At 75.1% G+C, this 23192-nt stretch carries 20 protein-coding genes and 1 tRNA gene; 10 read left to right on the top strand and 11 right to left on the bottom strand.

The features are described from left to right. The first annotated feature begins 238 nt into the window (after positions 1 to 238). Positions 239 to 1051 (top strand): DUF2690 domain-containing protein, encoded by an 813-nt coding sequence (locus AB0G56_RS21770; protein WP_360971742.1) that lies wholly within the window; start codon positions 239 to 241, stop codon positions 1049 to 1051. 56 nt (positions 1052 to 1107) lie between these two features. Here the strand turns inward: AB0G56_RS21770 and AB0G56_RS21775 are convergent, their stop codons facing one another. Continuing rightward, positions 1108 to 1620 carry a hypothetical protein gene (locus tag AB0G56_RS21775; RefSeq protein WP_360971744.1) on the bottom strand — a complete coding sequence of 171 codons (513 nt, stop codon included), beginning with the start codon at positions 1618 to 1620 and terminating at the stop codon, positions 1108 to 1110. A gap of 165 nt (positions 1621 to 1785) precedes the next feature. On the opposite strand from AB0G56_RS21775, the gene AB0G56_RS21780 reads away from it, so the two are divergent. Together AB0G56_RS21780 and AB0G56_RS21785 are read left to right on the top strand one after the other, a co-directional pair. Further along, on the top strand, positions 1786 to 2139 hold the full coding sequence (locus tag AB0G56_RS21780; protein ID WP_360971746.1) for a cupin domain-containing protein: 354 nt from the start codon (positions 1786 to 1788) through the stop codon (positions 2137 to 2139). A 149-nt stretch (positions 2140 to 2288) separates the two neighbouring features. After that, complete coding sequence (locus AB0G56_RS21785; RefSeq protein ID WP_360971748.1) at positions 2289 to 3293, top strand: Gfo/Idh/MocA family oxidoreductase; 1005 nt, start codon at positions 2289 to 2291, stop codon at positions 3291 to 3293. 173 nt (positions 3294 to 3466) lie between these two features. On the opposite strand, the gene AB0G56_RS21790 is transcribed toward AB0G56_RS21785, so the two are convergent. From AB0G56_RS21790 to AB0G56_RS21805, 4 genes are all read right to left on the bottom strand, one after another. Continuing rightward, entirely contained in the window at positions 3467 to 4372 is a 906-nt protein-coding gene (locus AB0G56_RS21790; protein WP_360971750.1) for a sugar phosphate isomerase/epimerase, read from the bottom strand. Between the two features lie 390 nt (positions 4373 to 4762). Continuing rightward, on the bottom strand, positions 4763 to 5710 hold the full coding sequence (locus tag AB0G56_RS21795; RefSeq protein ID WP_360971752.1) for an ATP-binding cassette domain-containing protein: 948 nt from the start codon (positions 5708 to 5710) through the stop codon (positions 4763 to 4765). Positions 5711 to 5805: 95 nt separating this feature from the next. Beyond that, a complete protein-coding gene (locus AB0G56_RS21800) occupies positions 5806 to 6789 on the bottom strand; it encodes an ABC transporter permease (protein ID WP_360971894.1) in 984 nt (327 codons plus the stop codon). Between the two features lie 92 nt (positions 6790 to 6881). Continuing rightward, positions 6882 to 7895: a sugar ABC transporter substrate-binding protein gene (locus tag AB0G56_RS21805; protein ID WP_360971754.1), complete on the bottom strand. Its 1014-nt coding sequence runs from the start codon at positions 7893 to 7895 to the stop codon at positions 6882 to 6884. A gap of 518 nt (positions 7896 to 8413) precedes the next feature. Here AB0G56_RS21805 and AB0G56_RS21810 point away from each other — a divergent pair. The 4 genes from AB0G56_RS21810 to AB0G56_RS21825 all read left to right on the top strand — a co-directional run bounded on the left by AB0G56_RS21810 (position 8414) and on the right by AB0G56_RS21825 (position 15613). Beyond that, positions 8414 to 9292 (top strand): deoxyribose-phosphate aldolase, encoded by an 879-nt coding sequence (locus AB0G56_RS21810; protein ID WP_360971756.1) that lies wholly within the window; start codon positions 8414 to 8416, stop codon positions 9290 to 9292. Positions 9293 to 9311: 19 nt separating this feature from the next. After that, positions 9312 to 10328: a 5-deoxy-glucuronate isomerase gene (gene iolB / locus AB0G56_RS21815; RefSeq protein ID WP_360971758.1), complete on the top strand. Its 1017-nt coding sequence runs from the start codon at positions 9312 to 9314 to the stop codon at positions 10326 to 10328. Further along, entirely contained in the window at positions 10325 to 12247 is a 1923-nt protein-coding gene (gene iolD / locus AB0G56_RS21820) for a 3D-(3,5/4)-trihydroxycyclohexane-1,2-dione acylhydrolase (decyclizing) (RefSeq protein WP_360971760.1), read from the top strand. Before iolB ends, iolD begins: the two co-directional genes overlap by 4 nt. Positions 12248 to 12379: 132 nt before the next feature. Next, entirely contained in the window at positions 12380 to 15613 is a 3234-nt protein-coding gene (locus AB0G56_RS21825) for an amidohydrolase family protein (protein WP_360971762.1), read from the top strand. Positions 15614 to 15794: 181 nt separating this feature from the next. Here the strand turns inward: AB0G56_RS21825 and AB0G56_RS21830 are convergent, their stop codons facing one another. Both AB0G56_RS21830 and AB0G56_RS21835 read right to left on the bottom strand, forming a co-directional pair. Beyond that, positions 15795 to 16256 carry an SRPBCC family protein gene (locus AB0G56_RS21830; RefSeq protein WP_360971764.1) on the bottom strand — a complete coding sequence of 154 codons (462 nt, stop codon included), beginning with the start codon at positions 16254 to 16256 and terminating at the stop codon, positions 15795 to 15797. A gap of 218 nt (positions 16257 to 16474) precedes the next feature. Further along, positions 16475 to 16548 (bottom strand) — tRNA-Pro (locus tag AB0G56_RS21835). A gap of 179 nt (positions 16549 to 16727) precedes the next feature. On the opposite strand from AB0G56_RS21835, the gene AB0G56_RS21840 reads away from it, so the two are divergent. Next, complete coding sequence (locus tag AB0G56_RS21840; protein WP_360971766.1) at positions 16728 to 17252, top strand: DUF309 domain-containing protein; 525 nt, start codon at positions 16728 to 16730, stop codon at positions 17250 to 17252. A gap of 320 nt (positions 17253 to 17572) precedes the next feature. Then, entirely contained in the window at positions 17573 to 18343 is a 771-nt protein-coding gene (gene cobF / locus AB0G56_RS21845; protein ID WP_360971768.1) for a precorrin-6A synthase (deacetylating), read from the top strand. Here cobF and AB0G56_RS21850 read toward each other — a convergent pair. Next, positions 18303 to 19109 (bottom strand): polysaccharide deacetylase family protein, encoded by an 807-nt coding sequence (locus AB0G56_RS21850; protein WP_360971896.1) that lies wholly within the window; start codon positions 19107 to 19109, stop codon positions 18303 to 18305. The genes cobF and AB0G56_RS21850 overlap by 41 nt on opposite strands. A gap of 96 nt (positions 19110 to 19205) precedes the next feature. Beyond that, positions 19206 to 20054 carry an SDR family NAD(P)-dependent oxidoreductase gene (locus tag AB0G56_RS21855; RefSeq protein ID WP_360971770.1) on the bottom strand — a complete coding sequence of 283 codons (849 nt, stop codon included), beginning with the start codon at positions 20052 to 20054 and terminating at the stop codon, positions 19206 to 19208. A gap of 317 nt (positions 20055 to 20371) precedes the next feature. Here AB0G56_RS21855 and AB0G56_RS21860 point away from each other — a divergent pair, with 317 nt between their 5' ends. Next, positions 20372 to 21424 (top strand): galactosyldiacylglycerol synthase, encoded by a 1053-nt coding sequence (locus AB0G56_RS21860; protein WP_360971898.1) that lies wholly within the window; start codon positions 20372 to 20374, stop codon positions 21422 to 21424. A gap of 60 nt (positions 21425 to 21484) precedes the next feature. On the opposite strand, the gene AB0G56_RS21865 is transcribed toward AB0G56_RS21860, so the two are convergent. Both AB0G56_RS21865 and AB0G56_RS21870 read right to left on the bottom strand, forming a co-directional pair. Next, positions 21485 to 21943 (bottom strand): RpiB/LacA/LacB family sugar-phosphate isomerase, encoded by a 459-nt coding sequence (locus tag AB0G56_RS21865; RefSeq protein ID WP_360971772.1) that lies wholly within the window; start codon positions 21941 to 21943, stop codon positions 21485 to 21487. A gap of 10 nt (positions 21944 to 21953) precedes the next feature. Continuing rightward, positions 21954 to 23048: a serine/threonine-protein kinase gene (locus tag AB0G56_RS21870; RefSeq protein ID WP_360971774.1), complete on the bottom strand. Its 1095-nt coding sequence runs from the start codon at positions 23046 to 23048 to the stop codon at positions 21954 to 21956. Positions 23049 to 23192: the final 144 nt, after the last annotated feature.

The raw sequence follows: 23192 nt of genomic DNA on the forward strand, positions 1-23192 counted from the left end.
GGCCCGCCGCGGGAACCCCGTGTTCCCGCGGCGGGCCCGGCGGCACGTACGGACCGACGGACCAGGACGTACCTGCGTCACACTGCGTCGCACCCGTGCGGACCGGTACGCACCCGGCCGGCCCCCGGCTCACCGTCCTCACCCCCGCCGGATGTGTGGCGGCGCCCCGAGGCAGGGAAGCCATTCCGGCATCCGGGGTGAAAACACCCGAAGCGGGAATGGAGTCGGGAGCAGCAACATGCGCCAGCCCCACGAAGCGGCACCGTCCCCCGTGCCGCTGGCGGCGACCCTGCGCGAGCTGAGGGGCCGTACGGGCCTGAGCCTGGCGGCGCTCGCCACGCGCACCCCTTACAGCAAGTCCGCCTGGCACCGCTACCTCAGCGGGGCCAAGCACCCGCCCCGCTCGGCCGTGGAGGCGCTGGCCCGGCTCGCGGGCGCCGACCCGGCCCCGGTGCTGGCGCTGTGGGAGACCGCACGGGACGACGTGCCCGCCGTGCCCGCAGTGCCCGTCCCGCGCGGGCCCGCTGCCCCGGACGCCCCGGACGCGCCCGCGGGGTCCGGCCGGCCGGCCGGAGGGCGGCGACGACTTCCGCTGCTGCCCACGCTCACCCTGCTGACGGCGCTCGCCGCGGTCGCCACGGCCCTGGCCGCCTCCTCACGCGGTGCCTCGCCGGGCACGCGGGCGGCGTTCACCTCCCCGCCCTGCCAGGGCCGCTCCTGCCAGGGCGAGTTGCCCGGCGCCTCGGCCTGCGCGCGGGACGCGCAGACCCGCAGCGCCGTGTCCGACGCGACGTACACGGTGCGGCTGCGCTGGTCCCCGTCCTGCCACACCGCATGGTCCCAGGTGGGGGTGCGCGGCGCGGTGGCGCGGGAGATCTCCGTGCGGACCGGTGAGGACGTCCTGACGGCCGCCTACTCCGCCGGTGACACCAGGGGCGACACCAGTCCGATGCTGGCCGCCTCCTCGCCGCGCGGGGTGGAGGCGTGCGCCGAGGTGAACGGCGAGGTGGCGTGCACGGGGCTGGACGCCGACGCGGGCCGGGAGCCGTGACGTACCCGGCGGGACGTGGCGTCGCGTCAGGTGCGGGGTGCGGTCCGGCAGCAGGCTCACTTGATGATCGCGTTGGCCACCACGACGATCAGCCCGAACAGGGCGTCCACCAGACCCGTGGCCAGCGCGACCCCCCAGCGCCGCCCCGCCCACCGCGCCGACGCCAGTCCCAGGACGAACAGGAGGGCGATGTTGAAGACGAACGCCGGGTACTCGACACCCTCCGCGGGCCACCAGCCCCAGCCGGCGCCCGCGAGGATCAGCACCGTGGGCAGCACGGCCACCACCAGCGGCCACTCCCCCGCGAGCGCGCGCAGGGCCTCACCGCGCCGGTGCGGTCCGCGCTCGGCGATGTAGTGGGAGTAGCCGTGCGCCAGGGCCGAGGCGAACGCGGTCACCAGCAGCCAGGCGGCGTCGTAGCGGCGGGCCGCCGGTGAACTGTGCCCGTACTCGGTCAGCGCGGCGACCATGGCGCAGGCGACCACGGCGCCGTAGACCCCGCCGAAGAGCAGGAGGGAGCGGGTGTCGTGCGCGGACGGCCCGGGAACGGCCGCCGTCGGGTCCGCCATGGGCTGCTCACTTCCCGGGCGTACGGAGACGGGTCCCCCCAACGATCACCCGGCGCGGCCGCCCCTGCCACTCCACGACCGCCCGACGATGTGTCCGTGCGGCCGTTCCGATCCCCCACACTCTGTCCACGCCACGCTCTCGCGCGCCCCGGTTAAGGTCCCCCCATGACCCACAGTTTCGCTCTCCACGTTCCCGCTGTCCCCGACGCCGAGCTGGTTCCCGAGCCGCTCGCCCCGGAGCAGATCGTCTCCGGCACGCCCGAGGTGACCGGCAAGGTCGTCTGGGAGTCGGCGGACGGCCGGCAGGCGCGCGGCATCTGGCAGATCACCCCGGGGGTCGTCACCGACACGGAGGCGGACGAGCTGTTCGTCGTGCTGAGCGGTTCGGCGACCGTCGAGGTGGAGGGCGGGCCGACCCTGCGTGTCGGCCCGGGTGACATGGCGGTGCTGCGCGAGGGCGACCGGACGACGTGGACGGTGCACGAGACGCTGCGCAAGGTGTACGCGGTCAACCTCTGACCGGCTCCCGCCGGTTGTCCGAGGTGTTCGTACCGACAAGAATGCCTTCACCACCGCCACCGCCACCGTCACCAGCACCGCCACCGTCACCAGCACCGCCACCAGCACCGGCACCCGCACCCGCACCCGCCCCCAAGGAGCAGCGGTCCATGCGCATCGGAATCCTCGGCCTCGGCCGGATCGGCGCCTTCCACGCCGAGACCCTGTCCGGACTCGACGCGGTCACCTCGCTCGTCGTCGCCGACCCGTTCGCGCCGGCCGTCGAGGCAGCCGTCGAGCGGTTCGGTGCGGAGGTCGCGAGGTCGCCGGAGGCACTGCTGGCCGCGGGCGTGGACGGCGTCGTCGTGGCCGCCGCGACCGACACGCACCCGGCGCTGATCCTCGCCGCCGTCCGGGCCGGTCTCCCGGTCTTCTGCGAGAAGCCCGTGGCCCGCACCATGGCGGAGGGCACCGAGGTGCTCAAGGCGGTCGCGGACAGCGGCGTACCCGTGCAGATCGGCTACAACCGCCGCTTCGACGCCGGTTTCGCCGCCGCCCGGGACGCGGTCCGCTCCGGTGAACTGGGCCCGCTGCACACCGTACGGTCCACCACGCTGGACCCCGCGCCGCCGCCCGCCGCGTACGTCGCCGCCTCCGGGGGCATCTTCCGCGACTGCGCGGTGCACGACTTCGACGTCATCCGGTGGGTGACGGGCCGCGAGGTGAGCGAGGTGTACGCCGCCGGCGGCAACCGGGGCGCCGCGTACATCAGGCAGGCCGGTGACGCGGACACCACCGGGGCGGTCCTCACCCTGGACGACGGCACCCTCGCCGTGGTGTCCAACAGCCGTCACAACGCGCGGGGTTACGACGTCCGCATGGAGCTGCACGGCTTCGCCGACTCCCTCGCCGTGGGGCTCGACGACAAGTTGCCGCTGCGGTCGGCCGAACCGGGGGTGAGCTTTCCCTCCGGTGTCCCGCACGACTTCTTCATGGACCGGTTCGCCGCCGCCTACCGGGCCGAACTCGCCGCGTTCACCGAGGTCGTGGCCGGGCGGCTGCCCTCGCCGTGCACGGTCGCGGACGCCCTGGAGGCCGGCTGGATCGCCGAGGCGTGCACGTTGTCGCTGCGCGAGCACCGGCCGGTGCGGGTGGCGGAGGTGCGCACCGGCTGAGGCACCGCACCGGCACGCGAGGGGCCGGCAGGGACCGGCCGTGGCGGGGGCCGTCCGGAGGTGCACCGGCCGTGCGACCCGACCCCGGCACAGGAGCGCCCCGCCCCGCCGTCCGTCGGCGCCGCCCCGCCCACGGGCCCTGGAGCGGGCGCACGCCCTCGGCGCCGGGGACGTCAGGCCCCGCAGGACCTCAGGAACCGGCGGGTGCGTACGGCGATGGGCAGCGGTACGTCCGGTGCGCAGGGGTACATGTCCTGCTCGACGATCGCGAACAGGTCGACGCCCAGTTTCTGAGCGGCCACCAGTACGGGTTCCAGGTCCGGCACCCCGCCCGGCGGTTCGCACATCACGCCGCGCCGCACGGCCGGCCCGAAGGGGAGCCCGTGGGCCACCACTTCGGCGAGGATCTCCGGATCCACCTGCTTGAGGTGCAGGTAACCGATCCGCTCGCCGTACGCCTCGATCAGTTCGACGCTGTCCCCGCCGCAGTACGCGTAGTGCCCGGTGTCCAGGCACAGGTCGACCAGGCCGGCGTCGGTGGCGTCGAGGAAGCGGGTGACGTGGGCCTCGGTGTCGATGTGGGTGTCCGCGTGCGGGTGGACGACGATGCCGAGGCCGTACGTCTCCTTGACCCGGCGGGCGAGCCGCTCCGTCCCCCGGGTCAGGTGCTCCCACTGCTCGGTCGTCAGCTCCGGCGGCTCCAGGATCTCGGCCGTCCGGTCGTCCCTCCAGAAGGACGGGATGACGACGAGGTGCCGTGCGCCGACGGCCCGGGTGAGCGCGGCGACGCGGGCGACGTGTTCCCAGGTGGACTCCCACACGGACGGGCCGCGGTGCAGGCCGGTGAAGACGGTGCCCGCCGAGACCTTGAGGCCGCGCCGGGCCAGCTCGTCGGTGAGCAGGGCCGGGTCGGTCGGCAGGTAGCCGTAGGGGCCCAGTTCGATCCAGGGGTAGCCGGCCTCGGCCACCTCGTCCAGGAAGCGGTCCCAGGGGGTCTGCCGGGGGTCGTCGGGAAACCACACGCCCCAGGAGTCGGGGGCCGAGCCGACCCGGATGCGGTCGAGCGCGGGCACGGTCATGTCAGGAGTTCCCTTCGGGGGCGCCGGTTCGGGAGTCGGGGGGTGGGAGTCGACGGTTCGGGAGACGAGGGGCGGGAGTCGACGGTTCGGGAGACGAGGGGCGGCAGTCGCAGGGGCGGGAGTCGAGGAGCGGGAGTCGCAGGGGCGGGAGACGAGGGGCGGCAGTCGCAGGGGCGGGAGTCGAGGAGCGGGAGTCGCAGGGGCGGGAGTCGAGGAGCGGGAGTCGCAGGGGCGGGAGTCGACGGTTCGGGAGACGAGGGCGGGAGTCGACGGTTCGGGAGTCGCAGGGGCGGGAGTCGACGGTTCGGGAGTCGCAGGGGTGGCGGTCGCGTGGAGCGAGGGGGGAGGGGCACGGGAGCGCACGGGAGCGAGGATCGCCCTTCAGGGGGGTCACGGGGTCGTGTCGCGTGGGTTCCCTTCTCCCGCGTCCTTGCGCGTTCGGTCCTCTCGCGCGCCGTCCTGGCGCGGGAAGCCCTGGCGCGGGAAGTCCTCTTCCCCGGGGAGTTCCTCGATGTCGACGCCGCGAACCTGGGACAGCTCGTGCTTGAGGGCGGCGAGTTCGGCACCGCCCGCCATGTGGTCGGTCAGCTCCTGAAGGCCTACCGCGCCGCGCGCCGCGGACAGCTCCAGGGTGCCCAGACGCAGCACGCTGAAGTGGTCGCCGACCATGTACGCGTGGTGCGGATTGTGGGTGATGAAGATGACGCCGAGGCCGCGGTCGCGGGCGGCGGCGATGTACTTCAGCACCACCCCGGACTGCTTGACGCCGAGGGCGGCGGTGGGTTCGTCGAGGATGAGGACCCGGGCGCCGAAGTGGAGGGCGCGGGCGATCGCCACGCACTGGCGCTGGCCACCGGAGAGGGTGCCGACGGGCTGCTCCAGGTCCTCCAGCACGATGCCCATGCCGCGCAGTTCCTCGTCCGCGGTCCGCTTCATGCGCGCGATGTCGAGGCGGCGGACCGGCCAGGGGCCGCGGGTCAGTTCGGAGCCGAGGAAGAAGTTCCGCCACACCGGCATGAGCGGAACGGTGGCCAGGTCCTGGTAGACGGCGGCGATGCCCTTGGCCAGGGCCTCGCGGGGAGTGGAGAACCGTACCGGGGCGCCGTCGACGAGGAACTCACCCTCGGTGTGCTGGTGCAGCCCGGAGACGATCTTGATGAGGGTGGACTTCCCGGCGCCGTTGTCGCCGAGGACGCAGGTCACCCGTCCGGGGTGGACCGCCAGGTCGACGCCGTGCAGCGCCCGGATGTTGCCGTACGACTTCCCGGCGCCCCTCAGTTCGACGACCGGCCGCTCGCTGCCAGGCGGGGCGTCACCCGGAACGGCCCCGTCCGTCACGGCGGGTGCGTCCGCCCGCGCCCCGCTCCCTGGAACGCTCCCTCTTCCGGCCCCTGCCGCGCCCGGTACTCGGGTCCTGTCGTGCTCCATGTCGGTCACCTCCGGGTCGCCGTGCGCCGGACCCACAGATTGATGAGGACGGCTCCGAGCAGCATCGCGCCGAGGAAGGCCTTGAACCAGTCGGGGTTCCATCCCGCGTAGACGATGCCCTGGTTCACCATGCCGAACATGAAGGCGCCGAATACCGGGCCGATCGCCGAACCGTATCCGCCGGTGAGCAGACAGCCGCCGATGACGGCCGCGGCGATGTAGATCAGCTCGTTGCCGACACCCTCGCCGGACTGCACGGTGTTGAAGGAGAACAACTGGTGCATGCCGACGAACCAGGCGCCGAGGCCGACCAGCATGAACAGTGTGATCTTGGTGAAGGTCACCGGTACGCCGACCGCGCGGGCGCTGTCCTGGTCGCCGCCGACCGCGAAGACCCAGTTGCCGTACCGGGTGCGCAGCAGCACCCAGGTGGCGAGCGCGGCGAAGACCAGCCACCACACGACGGTGATCTTCACCTGGACCCCGCCGACGCCGAAGGAGGAGGCGAACAGGGCCCTCGCCTGGTCGAAGCCGTCCATGTCGCTGACGTCGTCGGTGGCGACGTTGCCGGTGACCAGCTTGGTGACGGCGAGGTTGACGCCCTGGAGGATGAGGAAGGTGCCCAGGGTGACCAGGAAACTCGGCAGGCCGGTCTTCACCAGCATCCAGCCGTTGAACGCGCCGATGCCCAGCGAGAGCGCCAGGGCGACGATCACGCCGGTCCACACGTTCACGGTCAACTGGTAGCTGAGCATGCTCGCGGTCAGCGCCGAGGTGATCACGGCGACCCCGGCCGAGAGGTCGAACTCGCCACCGATCATCAGCAGGGCCACCGGCAGGGCCATGATCCCGATGGTCGACGACTGGTAGAGGACCGTCGCCATCGAGCCGCCCTGGCGGACCGAGGGCGCCGCGGCGAGGAAGAAGACGAGGACGGCGAGGGCGCCGAGGAAGACCCCGACCTCTGGCCGGGCCAGCAGGCGCGGCACCGGCGGGCGCCGCGCGGTCCGGCTCCGGCTCCGCGGGCCGCCGGGACCCGGCCCGGTGGCGACCGCCGGCGCGGTCCGCCCGCTCGGGCCGCTCACCGGGTGCCCTTGGCGGCGAACCCGGCGACCTTGTCGACGTTGGTCCTGTCGACGAAGGCGGGGCCGGTCAGCACCGGCTGCACGCCGCCGCCGCTGTAGTTGCCGTTGTTCCGGTAGAGCCACAGGGAGTCGACCGCGAGGTAGCCCTGGAGGTAGGGCTGCTGGTCGACGGCGAACTGGATGTCGCCCTTCTGCACGGCGCGGGCCAGCTCCTTGTCGAGGTCGAAGGTGGCGACCTTCGCCCTGCCGCCCGCGTCGTGCACGGCCTGCACGGCGGTCAGCGCGAAGGGGGCCCCCAGGGTGACGACGTGGTCGATGCCGCTGTCCTGCTTGAGCTTCGCGGTGATCGTCGATTTCACGGACGGCATGTCGGTGCCGTTCACGTACAGCGTCCCGGTGGTGCCCTCGAAGGTCTTCTTCAGGCCGTCGCAGCGCTGGGTCAGGCCGACGTTGCCCTGTTCGTGGATCACGCAGACGACATGCTTGGCGCCGACCTCGTTCAGCTTGGTGCCGAACGCCTCGCCCGCCACGCTCTCGTCCTGCCCGAAGAACTCCAGCAGCCCGAGCTTCCTCCAGTCGCTCAGACCGGAGTTGAGGCCGACCACGGGGATGCCGCCCCCGACCGCCTTGCCGATGACGCTCTTCATCGCGTCGGGTTTGGCCAGCGTGACCGCGATGCCGTCGACCTTCTGGTCGATCGCGTTCTGCACGAGGTTGGCCTGGTTGCCGGCGTTGGGGTCGGCGGCGTAGACCAGCTTGATGTTGTCCTTGGCGGCGGCGGCCTCGGCACCCTTGCGGACGATGTCCCAGAACGTGTCGCCGGGAGCCTGGTGCGTGACCAGCGCGACCGTCATCCGGGGGGTGGTGGCCCGGCCCGCGGCGGCGGCAGCTCCGCCCTCCGCGGCCTTCTTTCCGCCCGAGCTGCTGGAGCAGCCGGCGAGGGTGAGGGCCGCCGCCGCGGCGAGGGCCACGGCGGGGGCGAGTCGGCGGGAGCGGGAGGAGCGGTCCATCTTTCCTGCACCTCACTGTTCACTGTGCGACGACGGGGAAACGAGGGAAGGAAGGAGCTGGCGCGAACTGACGAAGGAGCGAACTGACGAAGGAGCGAACGGACGAAGGAGCGAACGGACAAAGGGTGCGCGAGCAGAGGAGCGACCGGCCCGGGAAGAGAGGAACGGAAGGAAGTGAACGGGGAGAAGGCGGGCGGGCGGCAGGATCCGGGCGGGCGGGCCCGGCGGGTCCGCCGGGTTCACGGCTGGTGCGCTGGATTCACGACTGGTGCGCTGGATTCACGACTGGTGCGCTGGATTCACGACTGGTGCGGGATTCACGGCTGGTGCGCCGGGTTCACGGCTGGTGCGCTGGGACGGGATCCAATCCCTTGCCGCGCCCGCTGTCAATACTTTGTCAAGACATCATTTCACGCTCAGGTCCGGATGTAAGTACAAACTATTGACACGCTCCCCCGGTGCCCCTACACCTGGGAGGCGGCAGGCCCCCGGATCCGTGTCCTGAACGGAGCCCTCCCTTGAGCGTCACCATCCCCGACCTCACCTCGGTCAGAGTCCGGCACCCCGGCGCCGTCGCCGAGGCGGCCGCACGCCGGGTGCGCCGCCCGCTGATCGGCGACAGCGGGCGGCTGATGATCGTGGCCGCCGACCATCCCGCCCGCGGGGCGCTCGGTGTCGGGGACCGCCGGCTCGCCATGGCCGACCGCGCCGACCTGCTGGAGCGCCTGTGCCTGGCCCTGTCCCGGCCCGGTGTCGACGGCGTGCTCGCCTCCGCCGACATACTGGAGGACCTGCTGCTCCTCGGCGCACTCGACGGCAAGGTGGTCATGGGCTCCATGAACCGCGGCGGCCTGGCGGGCGCGTCCTTCGAGATGGACGACCGCTTCACCGGCCACCGCGCCCGCGACATCGCCCGCCTGCGCTTCGACGCCGGCAAGCTGCTGCTGCGCCTCGACTACGACGACCCCGGCTCCCTGGCCACCATGGAATCCGCGGCCCGTGCAGTGGACGAGATGGCCGCGGCGCGCCTGCCGGTGTTCGTCGAGCCGTTCATCTCCCGCCGGACCGGCGGCAGGATCGTCAACGACCTGTCCGCCGAGGCCGTCATCCGTTCCATCGCCATCGCCTCGGGCCTGGGCGGCACCTCCGCGTACACCTGGCTGAAGCTGCCGGTCACCGCGGACCCGGACGACATGGCCGAGGTGCTGCGCACCTCCACCCTCCCCGCCGTGCTGCTGGGCGGGGAGGTCGGCGACGACCAGGAGGGGGCCTACGCGCGCTGGCGCAAGGCCCTGCGGTTGCCCACCGTCCAGGGCATGGTCGTGGGCCGTTCGCTGCTGTACCCCGCGAAGGGCGGCGTCGAGGACGCCGTCGACACGGCCGTGAGCCTGCTGTGACCAGGAGGGACCGCACCCGATGACCCCCGCTCCCCCACCGACCGGCCCCACCCGCCCCGCCACTCCCGCCGGCCCCACCGACCCGGCGCGCCCCGCAAGCCCGGCCGACCCCGCAAGCCCGGCCGACCCCACACCACAGGCCGGCGCTCACCACCTCCGCGCCGGTCAGGCGGCCGACGGCCGCTACGCCGTGCACGTCAGCCCCGAGTCCGCCCGCTGGGGCCACTCCTCCCTCCGGGTCCTCCAGCTGCCGCCCGGCGGCTCGCACACCTTCGACACCGGCGACAGCGAGTGGATCGTGCTGCCGCTCAGCGGGGGCTGCGCGGTCGCCTGCGCCGGTGCCACCGGCCACGACACGTTCGCGCTCACCGGCCGCAAGAGCGTGTTCAGCGGCGTGAGCGACTTCGCCTACGTCCCCCGGGACGCGCGGACGACCGTCTCGTCCGCCGTCGGCGGGCGCTTCGCGCTCACCGGCGCCCGCTGCGCCCGGCGCCTGCCCGCCCGCTACGGACCGGCCTCGGGCGTGCCGGTGGAACTGCGGGGCAGCGGCGCCTGCTCCCGCCAGGTCAACAACTTCGCCGCCGCGGGAGTCTGGGACTGCGACGCCCTGATCGCCGTCGAGGTGCTCACCCCGGGCGGCAACTGGTCGTCGTTCCCGCCGCACAAGCACGACGAGCACCGGCCGGGCGAGGAGTCGGTCCTGGAGGAGATCTACTACTTCGAGTTCGCCGCGCACCACGGCACACCGGGCCTCGGCTACCAGCGGGTCTCCCCGTCCGGTCCCGGCCGGGACACGGACGTGCTGGCCGAGGTGCGCGACGGCGACGTGGTGCTGATCCCGGACGGCTGGCACGGACCGTCGATGGCGGTGCCCGGACACCACATGTACTACCTCAACGTCATGGCCGGACCGGAGGCCGAACGCGCCTGGCTGATCCGCGACCACCCCGATCACGCCTGGATCCGCGAGACCTGGCCCGAGCAGCCCGTAGACCCCCGCCTCCCCCTCTACTCGGCACCGGAGCAGCCCCGATGAGCCCCAGCCCCAGCCCCAGCCCCGGTTCCCGCACCGCTGCCGGCCCCCGCACCCGCCGTCTGACCGTGGCCCAGGCACTGGTCCGCTTCCTGGCCGCCCAGTACACCGAGCGCGACGGTGTGCGGCACCGGCTGATCGCCGGCACCTGGGGCATCTTCGGCCACGGCAACGTGGCCGGGCTCGGCCAGGCCCTCGTCGAGCACGCGGACGTGATGCCGTACCACCAGGGCCGCAACGAGCAGGCGATGGTGCACGCGGCCGTGGGGTTCGCCCGGCACCGCGGCCGGCTGTCCGCGCAGGCGGTGACGACGTCCATCGGGCCCGGCGCCACCAACCTCGTCACGGGGGCGGCCCTGGCGACGGTCAACCGCCTGCCCGTCCTCCTGCTGCCCGGCGACTACTTCGCCACGCATGCCGCCGACCCGCTGCTCCAGCAGCTGGAGCACCCGTCGGCGGCGGACGTGTCCGTCAACGACACCCTGCGCCCGGTCTCCCGCTTCTTCGACCGGATCACCCGCCCCGAGGCACTGGTCCCCTCCGCGCTGAACGCCGTACGGGTCCTCACCGACCCGGCCGAGACGGGCGCGGTCACCCTCGCGCTGCCCCAGGACGTCCAGGTCCAGGCCCATGACTGGCCGCAGGAGTTCTTCGCCGAGCGGGTGTGGCGGGTGCGCCGGCCCGCCCCCGACCCGGCCGAACTCGCCGACGCCGTCGCGGCGGTCAGGTCCGCCGCCCGCCCGCTGATCGTGGCGGGCGGCGGCGTCCACCACAGCGCGGCCGAGGACGCGCTGAAGGCGCTGGCCGACGCCACCGGGATCCCCGTCGCCTCCACCCAGGCGGGCAAGGGCGCGCTGCGCCACGACCACCCGGCCGACCTCGGCGGCATCGGGCACACCGGCACGGCGGTCAGCGACGACCTGGCCCGCACCGCGGACCTCGTCATCGGCGTCGGCACCCGCTACACCGACTTCACCACCGCCTCCGGCACCCTCTTCCAGAACCCCGGGGTCCGCTTCGTCAACCTGAACATCACCGCGTTCGACGCCCACAAGCTGGCGGCCACGACGCTCGTCTGCGACGCGCGGGCCGGGCTCACGGCGCTCGCCGGGGCCCTGGCCGGACACCGCGTCGACCCCGCCTACGTGGCCGAGTACCGTGCCGGGAAGGAGCGCTGGGAGCGGGTGGTCGAGGCCGCGTTCGCCGCCGGCGACGACAGCGCGGTCCCGACGCAGACGCAGGTGCTGGGCGCGCTGGACGCGGTGGTCGGCGACGCGGACGTGGTGATCAACGCGGCCGGTTCGCTCCCCGGCGACCTGCACAGGTTGTGGCGGGCCCGCTCGCCGCGCCAGTACCACCTGGAGTACGGCTACTCCTGCATGGGCTACGAGATCCCGGCCGCCGTCGGCGTGCAGCAGGCGGCGCCGGACACGCCGGTGTGGGCCCTGGTCGGCGACGGCACCTACCTGATGATGCCGACCGAGATCGTCACGGCCGTCCAGGAGGGGCTGCCGATCAAGCTGCTGCTGATCCAGAACCACGGTTACGCCTCCATCGGCGGCCTGTCGGAGTCGGTGGGCGCCGAACGCTTCGGCACCGCCTACCGCCACCGCGCCGCCGACGGCTCCTTCACCGGGGCCCCGCTCCCGGTCGACCTGGCCGCGAACGCCGGCAGCCTCGGCATGGACGTACTGCGCGCCAAGACCGTGGGCGAGCTGCGCCAGGCGCTGCGCACCGCCCGTACCGCACAGCGCCCCACCTGCGTGTACGTCGAGACGGACGCCGTGAGCCCGGCCGCGGCCGCGGTGCCCGCCGCGGCCTGGTGGGACGTGCCGGTGGCCGAGGTGGCCGCCCGCGAGGCCGCCGTCGAGGCCCGTACGCGCTACGACCGCGAGGTCGCCGCCCGCCGCCGCCACCTGTAGCCCGGCCACCGGCCGCGGGACGGGCGGGCCTCCTGCCCCGGCACATCACCCGCGCGGGGCCGTGACCCCGCCCGCCGCAGCCGGTTGACCAGGTGTTCGGTGGGGACGGCGAGGTCTCGGGAGGACGGCGGTATGGACACGGGCACAGGCACGGGCACGGGCACGGGCACGGGCACAGGCACGGGCACGGGCACGGGCACGGGCACAGGCACGGGCACGGGCACGGGCACAGGCACGGGCACGGGCACGGGCACGGGCAGCGGAGCGGGCGGCGGCACGGATGCGGGGCACGGCTTCGTCAGCCGGCGGCGTTTCCTGGGGACGTCGGCCGTCTCCCTGGCGGCGGCGTCCCCGGTCGCCGTGCCCGCCGCCCGGGCGCTCGCCGCGGCCGGGGCCGGGCGGGTCCTGACGTACCACGAGGCGACCGGAGGATCCGTCACCGCGCGCGCGGACGGTCAGGTGCTGATCGCCGAGGTGCAGGGCGTGCTGTGGCGCGTGCCCCGCGCGGGCGGCGCCGCCGAGCGGCTGACCGGCTGGGAGGTGGAGGCGACCCGGCCCGCTCTCTCCCCCGACGGGCGGACGGTCGCCCTGGGCGGCTACGCGGGCGGTGCCTTCCACCTGTGGACGATGCGGGCGGACGGCGGCGGGCTGCGCCGGCTCACCGACGGCCCGTGGGACGACCGCGGGGTGGCGTGGTCGCCGGACGGCACCCGGCTGGCGTTCTCCTCCGAGCGCGGCGGCGACCCGGTGACCGGGGGCTCGTTCGGCCTGTGGACGCTCGACGTGGGCAGTGCCCGGCTCACCCGGGTGACCACCGGCCCCTTCGAGGACTACGACCCGGTCTGGGCCCCGGACGGACGGACGCTGGTGTGCGTGCGCGCCGCCCACACGGCCGACGGCGGCAACGACGGCGGACGGACCCTGGTGCGGGTGTCCCTCGCGGACGGCACGGCCCGGGCGCTGCACACCGTGGCCACGGGCCGTCTGCTGTGCCCGGCCGTCTCCCCGCGGGGCCGGATCGCCTGGCTGCGGCTGTCCGGTGCGGACGGTCCGCCCTCCCTCCCGCCGTCCCGGGCGGAGCTGCTGGTCGACGGGCACGTGGTCTCGGCGGGCGAGGACCTGGCGGCGGCGCCGCCGTGCTGGCTCGGCGAGGACCGGCTCCTCTACGTGGCCGACGGCCGCATCCGGATCCGCGCCCTGGGCACCCCGTCCGTCACCGACGTCCCCTTCACCGCCCGGATGCCGGTGCCGGGACCGGGCCGCCGGACCGGACGGCGCGACGCGGCGCGGACGGACACCGGCCCCGTGCGCGGCCTGCACCGGCCGGTGCTGTCCCCCGACGGACGCCAGGTGGCGTGCGCCGCCCTCAACTCCCTGTGGCTGCTGCCCGCCGGGGGCGACGCGGCCGGCCTGCCGCGCGAGCTGCTCCGGGCCGCCGCGGTGGACTACGTGCAGATGCCCGCCTGGGCCCCCGACGGGCGCAGCCTGCTGTACTGCACCGACCGCGACGGGCTGTCCGCCGTGCGCAGGATCCGCCTGGACGGTTCGGGCGACGAGGCGGTGACCGGCGCCGGGCGCCTGGCCCCGGCCGTGTCACCGGACGGCACGCGGCTGGCCTGCCTCGACGTCACCGGCGACCTGCTGGTGCGGGACCTGGACACGGGCGAGGAGCGGACCGTGGCCCGCCCGCTCGCCACCGACGGCCCGCCCGGCACCCCCACGTGGTCCCCGGACGGGCGGTACGTGGCCTTCTGCGACCGCAACCGGCTCAACCACCGCTTCCGCGAGGGCTACAACGTCATCCGCGTCGTCGACGTGCGCACCGGCACCGAGCGGCGCCACCTGCCCGCCGCGCACCAGTCGCTGTCCGACCGGGTCGCCGCCGGGCCGGTCTGGTCACCGGACGGCCACTGGATGGCGTTCGTCGCCGAGTCCGTCCTGTGGCTGCTGCCGGTCACGGCCGACGGCACCCCCGCGGGCCGCGCCCGCCGGCTCACCGACGAGCCCGCCGACCACCCGAGCTGGGCGGCCGACTCCCGCACCCTGCTGTACCTGTCCTGCGGGCACCTGCGCCTGCTGTCCCTCGACGACGCCCGGACGCCGGTGCGGGCGCGCACCCTGCCCGCCGTGCCGGGCGCACGCCGCCGCGCGCCCGGCGGCCGGGAACCGCTGCGCGTCCACGCCGGGCAGTTGTGGGACGGCACCGGCGGCGCGCCGCGCCAGGACGTGGACATCCTCGTCCGCGGCGAGCGGATCACCGCCGTCGAACCGCACCGCGCCCGCCGGCCGGGCCACCGCACGCTCGACGCCTCCGCCCGGACCGTCCTGCCCGGCCTGTTCGACAGCCACACCCACCCGTACCAGGCCACCTACGGCGCCCGGCAGAACCTGACCGCCCTCGCCTACGGCATCACGACCACCGCATGCATGGGCGGCCCCCTGTACGAGACGGTCCGGCTGCGCGAGGCGACCGGCTCCGGCGCCTGCCTGGGCCCGCGGTCCCTGGCCTGCACCGAACTGATCGACGGCTCCCGCACCGCCTACAGCATGGGCCGCGCCCACCGCACCGAGAGCGGGGTGCGGCGCACCCTGGAGCGCGCCGCCGCCCTGGACGTCGACTTCGTCAAGACCTACGTACGGGCCCCGGGCCGGTTCATGGCGCTGGCCGCCGAGGCGGCGCACCGGCTGGGCGTGCCGTGCGGCAGCCACCTGTGCGCGCCGGGCCGGACCGCCGGGCAGGACCTGACCACCCATCTCCAGGCCACCCAGCGGCTGCCGTACGGCCATGCCACCACCCCGCTCGGCCACGTCCACCAGGACCTGGTCGAGCAGTACGCCGACGGTGACTTCGCCATGATCATGACGCCGTTCAGCGCGCAGTTCCTGCTCGGCGCGGACCCGGCGCTCGCCGAGGACCCCCGGGTGGACGTCCTCATGCCGCCCTGGGACGCCGCCGCCGTACACGAGCGCGCCGGCACCCGGCCCACCGCGCCGGAACTGGCGGCGCTGGCGCTGGAGTTCGACGACTACCGGCGGCTGGCCGCGCACGGCGCACGGCTCGCCCTGGGCACCGACTCGCCCCTGGTGCCGGTCGGCCTCTCCCTGCACCTGGCCCTGCGCGGCCTGCACGCCCACGGGTTCACCGCCGCCCAGGCCCTGCACACCGCCACCACCGTCCCGGCCCGCCTGTTCGGTCTCGGCCGGGACCTCGGGACGGTGGAGGCGGGCAAGCTGGCCGAGCTGACGGTGGTCGACGGCGACCCGTTCACCGACTTCGCCTCGCTCGTCGACACGGTCGCGGTGGTGCGGGCCGGCGTCCCCCAGCGCCGGGACGACCTCGTCGCCCGGCGCAGGGCGGGCGACTGACGGCCGGTCCCGGGGAACGGGACGGGGGCGTGGACGCCGCCCGCGTGGTGAACGCCGGCGGCCCCGCGTTGCGGAGGCCGCGAAGAACGCGCTGCCCGGCAGCCCGGCCTTCCTCGACGGTGGCTGGAAGACGGCGGACGAGCAGGACCTGCGGGCCCCGTCCGCTGCTCACTCGGGGCCGTCACTCGGGGCCGCGAGATGGGCGGGCCAGCTCGTCGGCCAGGCGGCGCATGGCCGTGCCGTTGGCGCGCCGCATCATGGCGCGGACCGCCGGGGCCAGCAGCCGGTCGGCGAGAGGGACGCGCTGCCAGGCGTACGTGAACGAGACGCGGCTCCCGCCGGTCGGCAGCGGTTCGATGGTGTAGCTGCCGCGGGCCAGGCGCCGGCCGGCCGCGCTGACGTTGCGTTCGACGAGGCGCCGTGGCGCTCGCGCCTCGACGGTCTCGATGGTCACCTCGGTCTTCGCGCCGCCCAGCGTGGCGGTGACCGTGGCACACGACCCGACGCCGCGGCCGGGGCCGCTGCAGCGCCAGTCGGACAGGTAGTGGTCGGTGAACCGCTCGTGGTGAGCCATGACAGCGAGGAACTCGTAGACCTGCTCCGGCGCCTGCGGTACGTCGACCGACACAGTGACGGGCTGCATGTGCCCCACGGTATCGGCGCGTGGGGGCCGATGGATACGCGCGTGACACGGTGAGCACGGCTGCCCGACGGGCTCCGTGCCCCGCGCTCCCGCCGAGCCCCGTGGCCCTCACCCGCTCCCACCGGTCAAGGACGCCGGTTCCCGACTGGTCCCCAGGAACGGTCGAGGGCCGGTCTCGGACTGCTCCGAAACCGGCCCTGATCTGCGACTCTCACGAGTCGGGACGACAGGATTTGAACCTGCGACCCCTTGACCCCCAGTCAAGTGCGCTACCAAGCTGCGCCACGTCCCGATGCGCTCACGTGCGGTGATCCGCGTGATCGCGCGAAAGTCACTTTACCGCACGCCGGGGGCCGCGCCGAAGGAGGCGCTCGGGCAGGTCGCCGGACACCGGTCGCCGGGCCGGGCGTCGAGGAGGGGCATCAAGGAGAGGCATCAAGGAGAGGCGGCGAGGAGAGGCAGAATCGAACCATGAGCAGCACACCCTCCGGCCGGGCGGTCGGCGCGCGGGACCGGGACAGCGAGGGGCGGGCGCGCAACGCCCGGCCCCGGGACGGCCTGGGGCGCCCCCTGCCCTACGGCGCGGACGGGGTGCCACGGCAGCCCGAGGGCGTGGTGCGCACGCCTGAGGAGACGGTCACCGAGGCACAGGGGCTGCTGGACGCGGGCAGGCCGTTCCACGCGCACGAGGTGTTCGAGGACGCCTGGAAGTCGGGGCCCGAGGAGGAGCGCGGGCTGTGGCGCGGGCTGGCCCAGCAGGCGGTGGGGCTCACGCACGCCGCCCGCGGCAATGTCACCGGCGGTGCCCGGCTGCTGCGGCGCGGGGCGGGCGCGGTACGGGAGTGGGCGGCGGACAGCGGGGTGCGCGAGCCGTACGGCATGGACGTGGCCGGACTCGTCGCCTGGGCGGAGGAACTGGCCGACGCCGTGGAGCGCGGGTCGGCGGGCGACGTGGACGCGGCCGAGCGGGCACCCCGGCTGCGCGGCGGGGCGTAGGGCCCCGGCCGCACGGCGGGCATAGGGCCCCGGCCGCACGGCGGGCGCAGGGCCCCGGCCGCACGGCGGGCGCAGGGCCCCGGCCGCACGGCGGGCATAGGGCCCCGGCTGCGCGGCGGGCGCAGGACTCCGGGCTGCGCGGCGGGCGTAGGGCCGGGCGGCGCGGCGGGCGTAGGGCCGGGCGGCGCGGCAGGGGGCGGGGTCACCGACCGGTGGCTGGGCGGTGGCGTAGGCAGTGGCCGGGGGCGGTCAGTGGCAGTCGGTGGTGGTCGCCGGCGGTCGGTGCGCGTGTTGTCAGTGGGCTGCGGCAGACTCGGGGCGTGCGGAAGATTCATGTCATCGGTATCGGCGCGGGCGACCCCGACCAGCTCACCCTGCAGGCGGTCAGGGCGCTGCGCGACACGGACGTGTTCTTCGTCCTGGACAAGGGTGAGATGAAGGCGGACCTCGTGCGGCTGCGCCGGGAGATCCTCCGCACGCACCTGCCCGAGGGCGCGTACCGGGTCGTGGAGGCGCGCGACCCGGAGCGGGACCGCGCGGCGGGCGGCGCGGGCTACTCCCCCGCCGTCGGGCAGTGGCGCAGCGCCCGCGCCGGCGTCTACGAGCGGCTGATCGCCGAGGAACTGGCCGAGGACGAGACCGGCGCCTTCCTGGTCTGGGGCGACCCGGCGCTGTACGACAGCACGCTCGGGATCCTGGAGGAGGTGCTGGCGCGCGGGGCCGTCGACTTCGGGTACGACGTCGTACCCGGCATCAGCAGCGTCTCCGCCCTGGCCGCCCGGCACCGTACCGGGCTGAACCGGATCGGCGGGCCCGTGCAGATCACCACCGGGCGGCGGCTCGCCGAGGGCTTCCCGGACGGCGTGGACGACGTCGTGGTGATGCTCGACGCCCACCGGACGTTCCGGCAGTACGCCGACCAGGACCTCGACATCTACTGGGGCGCGTACCTGGGCACTTTGGACGAGATCCTGGACTCCGGGCCGATCGCCGAGGCCGCGCCGCGCATCGAGCGGCTGCGCGCCGAGGCCCGTGAGCGCAAGGGCTGGATCATGGACACGTATCTGCTGCGCCGCAGACCGAAGGACTAGACCCCGGGCCCTGATCCGGCCGGAAGCGGCGATGGTCATGGGTGCCGCCCGCCTGCCGCGTGGGCCCGTTCCGGCCGACGTCGTGCTCGGCCAGGGGGCCGACCTCCCAGCCGGCGTCGCGGCAGTGGGCGACCAGGCCGGGCAGGGCGGTGAGGGCGGCGTGCCAGCAGCCCGGGGCCGAGGCGCGGTCCGTGTCGTGCAGGAGGACCGTGCCGCCGCCCCGCAGGTCCGCCGTGACGTTCGCGTGAACGGAGGCGCTGGTCGCGTCCGCCGTCCAGTCCCGGCCCCACGCGGACCACAGCACGGGCCGCAGGGCCAGGCGCCGGGCGGCCGCCCAGCGGCCCGCGGTGAGGATGCCGTAGGGCGGGCGGTACCACAGGGGCCGGTGGCCGGTGAGGTCGTGCACCACGCGGACCGCGCGCGCGGTCTCCCGCAGGTCCCGGCCGGGGGCGGGCAGCCACGGACGGCTGTGGGCCCAGCCGTGCACGGCCAGTTCGTGCCCGCGCTCGGTGACGGAGCGGGTGAGCGCGGGGTGGCGGGCCGCGCTCTCGCCCAGCACGAAGAAGGTGGCGCGCACGTCGAGCCGGTCCAGTGCGTCCAGGAAGTACGGCGTGGTCGCGGGGTCGGGTCCGTCGTCGAAGGTGAGCGCGATGTGGCCGGGCCCGCCGTGCCCGGCCAGGCGGGGGAAGCAGGCGGAGCGGAAGCGCGGCAGCCAGGTGGCGGCCGGGACGATGTGCGCGGCCGCCACGACGGCGATGCCGGCCAGCGGCGCGAGGCCCGCCGCCCTGACCGCCGCGGCCCCCGCGCCCGGCCCCTCACCGTGCGCGGCGCCGGTCACGCGTTCGCGGGCGCTCACGCGGGCTCACCCGAACCGTGCGGCGAGGCGCCGGTACAGGCCGGGCGCGGCCCCGCGGACCCGGCCGGGCAGCCGGGTCCAGCCGGGGACGTAGACCTCGTCCCGTCCGCGCGCGACCGCCTCCCACACCGCGTCGGCGACCCGGGCCGCGGGGACGGGCCTGGGCCGGGAGCGCCGGTACGGTACGCCGCGGCGGTCGAAGAAGGGGGTGTCCACCACCCCGGGCACCACGTGGCTGATGCCGACGCCGGTGCCCCGCAGTTCGTAGCGGACGGCGTCGGCGAAGGTGCCCAGCGCGGCCTTGGCGGCCGAGTAGACGGCCTCGTCCCGCACCCCCACGGTCCCGGCCAGGGAGCCGATGATGACCACGCGGCCGGCGCCCTGTCCCACCATGTGCGGCAGCAGCAGCCGGACCAGATGGACGGTGGCGAGGACGTTGACGTCGAAGACCTCGTCGATGGCGGGTTGCGGCATCGTGCTGAACGGCCCGGCCCAGCCGATGCCCGCCCCGGCGACCAGCAGGTCCACCCGGCCGACACGGTCGAGCGTGAACTCCGCGAGCCGGCGTTCGGCGCCCGGGCCGGACAGGTCCGCCGGGTAGACCTCCGCCGAGGTGCCCCGGGCCACCTCCTCCAGACGGGTGCGGTCCCGCCCGTTGAGCACCATCCGCCAGCCGCCCTCCGCCGCGAGCCGGCGTGCGACGGCCGCGCCGATCCCGGAGGAGGCGCCCGTCACCAGGGCGCCCCCGCCCCTCGGGGTGCCGTCACCGCTTCGGCGGCGCTCGGCGCCCGGCGTCGCCGGTGCCTCGGGACGGGCCCCGGAGCCGGACCGTACGCGGGAAGGGGCTTGGGTCATGGGGGCGCACCTCTGGATCGACGGGCCCGGGGCCGCCGGTGCGGCCCCGGCAGTCCGGGACGGCCATGCCGGGCGTGGGGTATCCCCGGGGGCCGGGTCCGAAACACGGGACGGGCTGGGGCGGGTCCGTTCGTTTGACTGCGGTGGGTGAGGGTTACTCACTTCCAGTGTCGTCCGAATCGCCCGCCCCGCCACCGCTGCCCGCCGCCCGTGGCTCCGTGACCGGGCCCGCGGGGGCCCTTCCGGCCGGCCTCGCGGCCGACGCCCCGGCCCCCGGTCCTGCCGGGGCCGAGCGGCTGCTCGTGGTGAGCGCGAGCATGGGTTCGGGGCACGACACGGTGGCGGCGGAACTGGCCCGCCGGGCGCGCGCCGCCGGCCGGGAGGTCCATGTCGTCGACGTACTGGCGCTGCTGCCCTGCGGTCTCGGGGCGGGGCTGCGCCGGGGTTACCAGGGTGCCGTCCGGCACTGCCCCTGGGTCTACGCCGGTGTCTACGACCTGTTCCTGCGGCCCGGGCCCCGGCCGCGCCCGAGCGGCACTCCACTGGCGCGGCTGGCGGGGGACGCGCTGTCGGCGCTGGTGCGCGAGACGCGCGCCGACGTCGTGGTTCCGGTGTTCCACCTGGCGGCCCAGCTCACCGGCCACCTGCGGGAGCGCGGTGCCCTGCGGGTGCCGAGCACGGTGGTCGTGGTCGACTTCGCCGTGCACCGCCAGTGGCTGCACCCGGGCAACGACCTGTACCTGTGTATGACGGACGAGGCCGCGCGGGAGGTGCGCCGGGGCCTGGGCCGGCCGGCGCGGGCGCCGGGCCCTGTGGTGGACCCGGCCTTCTTCGCCGGGGAACCCGGGGCGGCCCGGTGGCGGGACCGGTTGGAGCGGCACGGCCGCGGACGTCCGGCGGTGCTGGTCTCCGCGGGTGCCTGGGGCGCCGGGGCGCGGCTGCCCCGTACCGCGCGGCTGCTCGCGGCGCACGGTTTCCTGCCCGTCGTGCTGTGCGGGCGCAACGAGCGGTTGCGGCAGGCCCTGTCCGACGTGCCCGGGGTCCTCACCCCCGGTTGGGTGACGGACATGCCCGGCCTGCTGCACGCCTGTGCGGCGCTGGTGGACAACGCGGCCGGGCAGACCGCCGTCCAGGCCCTCGCGGCCGGCCTGCCGGTCGTCGGGTACCGGCCGCTGCCGGGGCACGGCGCGGAGGGCGTGCGCCGCATGGCGGGCCTCGGGGTGTCCGAGCACGCACGGGACGGAGCCGCCCTGCTGCGGTCCCTGGCCCGGCTCACGGCGGCGGGACCAGAACGCGAGCGGCGCGTGGCGGCGGGATACGCCCTGTTCCGGTCCGACGCGCTGACGGAGGTCGTACGCCTGCACGACTGACCCCTGCGCCCCGGGCCGCCCCCGCCGCGTCGGCGTCCACTCCCGGGCCCGGAGCCGGTCCTACGGGCCGGTCGTCCTCGCGTGGTCCAGGCACCCTACGCGGGCGACGTTCTCCCGGTCCTCGGCGTCCTCGCTGGGCGACCCGGCGAACCAGGCGTCGAGGATCTCGTTCAGCAGCGGCTCGGACGTCAGGCGCAGACCGAGGGCCAGCACGTTGGCGTCGTTCCAGCGGCGCGCGCCGTCGGCCGTGTAGGCGTCGGTGCACAGGGCCGCCCGGATGCCGGGCACCTTGTTCGCGGCGATGGAGGCGCCCGTTCCGGTCCAGCAGCACACGACCGCCTGGTCGCTGCGGCCCTCGGCGACGTCACGGGCCGCCGCCTGGGAGCACGCCGCCCACTGCGGGTCGTCGCCGGGGCGCAGGGCCCCGTGGGCGACCACCTCGTGGCCGCGGTCGCGGAGCCCGGCGACCAGGGCGCGGGCCACGGGTTCGACCATGTCGGAGGAGACGGAGATCCGCATGTCCGGCAGGCTACGCCTGGAAGAGGCTCATGCCGAGCAGGAGGGCGGAGACGAACAGGACGGCTCCGCCGATGACGGCGACCACGCGGGAGTGGCGCCGCAGGGAGGTGCGCAGGCCGGGGCGGCGCGGGGGCACCCGGTGGACGGTGGTGTTCCAGCCGGTGTCCACGGCCGGGACCTGCGGGAGCGCGGCGGCCCGGCCGGGTGTCGCCCCGGCGGTCCCCTGGTGGCGCGGGACGGGGGGGTAGGGGTCGTGGCCGAGGCCCGGCGTTTCCGGCGGGAGCGGTTCGGGTGCGCCGCGCCAGGCGCCGCTGCGGAACCAGTCGGCCGTCTGCCGGGCCGTGGGCCGCTCCTCGGGGCGTTTGGCGAGCATGCTCAGCAGGTACGCCTCGAAGGCCGGGGGCAGCGCGGCGCCGCGCTGGTGCGGGGGCACGGGCGGGGAATCGACGTGCTGGTAGAGCAGCCCGGTGGCGGTGTCCGACTCGAAGGGCGGGCGGCCCACCGCCAGTTGGTAGAGCACGCAGCCGAGCGAGTACAGGTCGGAGGCGGAGGAGGCGGGCGTGCCGATGGCGCGCTCGGGTGCCAGGTAGAGGCCGGTGCCGACGATCTGCCCGGTGGTGGTGAGTCCGGCCGACGGATCGTCGACGAACCGCGCGATGCCGAAGTCGCCGATGCGGACCGTGCCGTCGCGGTCGCTCAGCAGGTTGCCGGGCTTGATGTCGCGGTGCACGATGCCCTGGGCGTGCGCGGCGGCCAGGCCCTCGGCCGCCTGTTCGGCCACCTGGGCCAGCCGGTCGGGCGCGAGCGGGCCGCCCGAGGACAGTTCCCCGGACAGGCTGTCGCCCTCGACCAGTTCCATGACGAGGAAGCAGCGGTGCTCCCAGGTGCCGAAGTCGAGCGTGCCCACCACATGGGGGTGGTTGAGCCGGGCGGAGGTCTGCGCCTCCAGCCGGAAACGCGCCTCGGCCGAGGCGTCGGCCACGTCGCTCAACAGCAGTTTGACCGCGACGGGCCGGCCGAGCACCTCGTCCTGGGCCCGCCAGACCTCGCCCATCCCGCCCCGCCCGATGACCGCGTGGAGCCGGTACCGATCCGCCACCAGCACCTGTAGACCGCCCTCAATCCCCGAAGTCGCAAACGTCCCAGAATTCCCACCCGTACGAGCCTCGCCCCTCGGGCGGGCACGGCGGCAGCCGGGCACCGCATCCGGGGCGCGGCAACCGGCCCATCTTAACGATCACTTGGCCTT

It is taken from the genome of Streptomyces sp. NPDC021356, assembly GCF_040641015.1.
GTDB lineage: Bacteria > Actinomycetota > Actinomycetes > Streptomycetales > Streptomycetaceae > Streptomyces.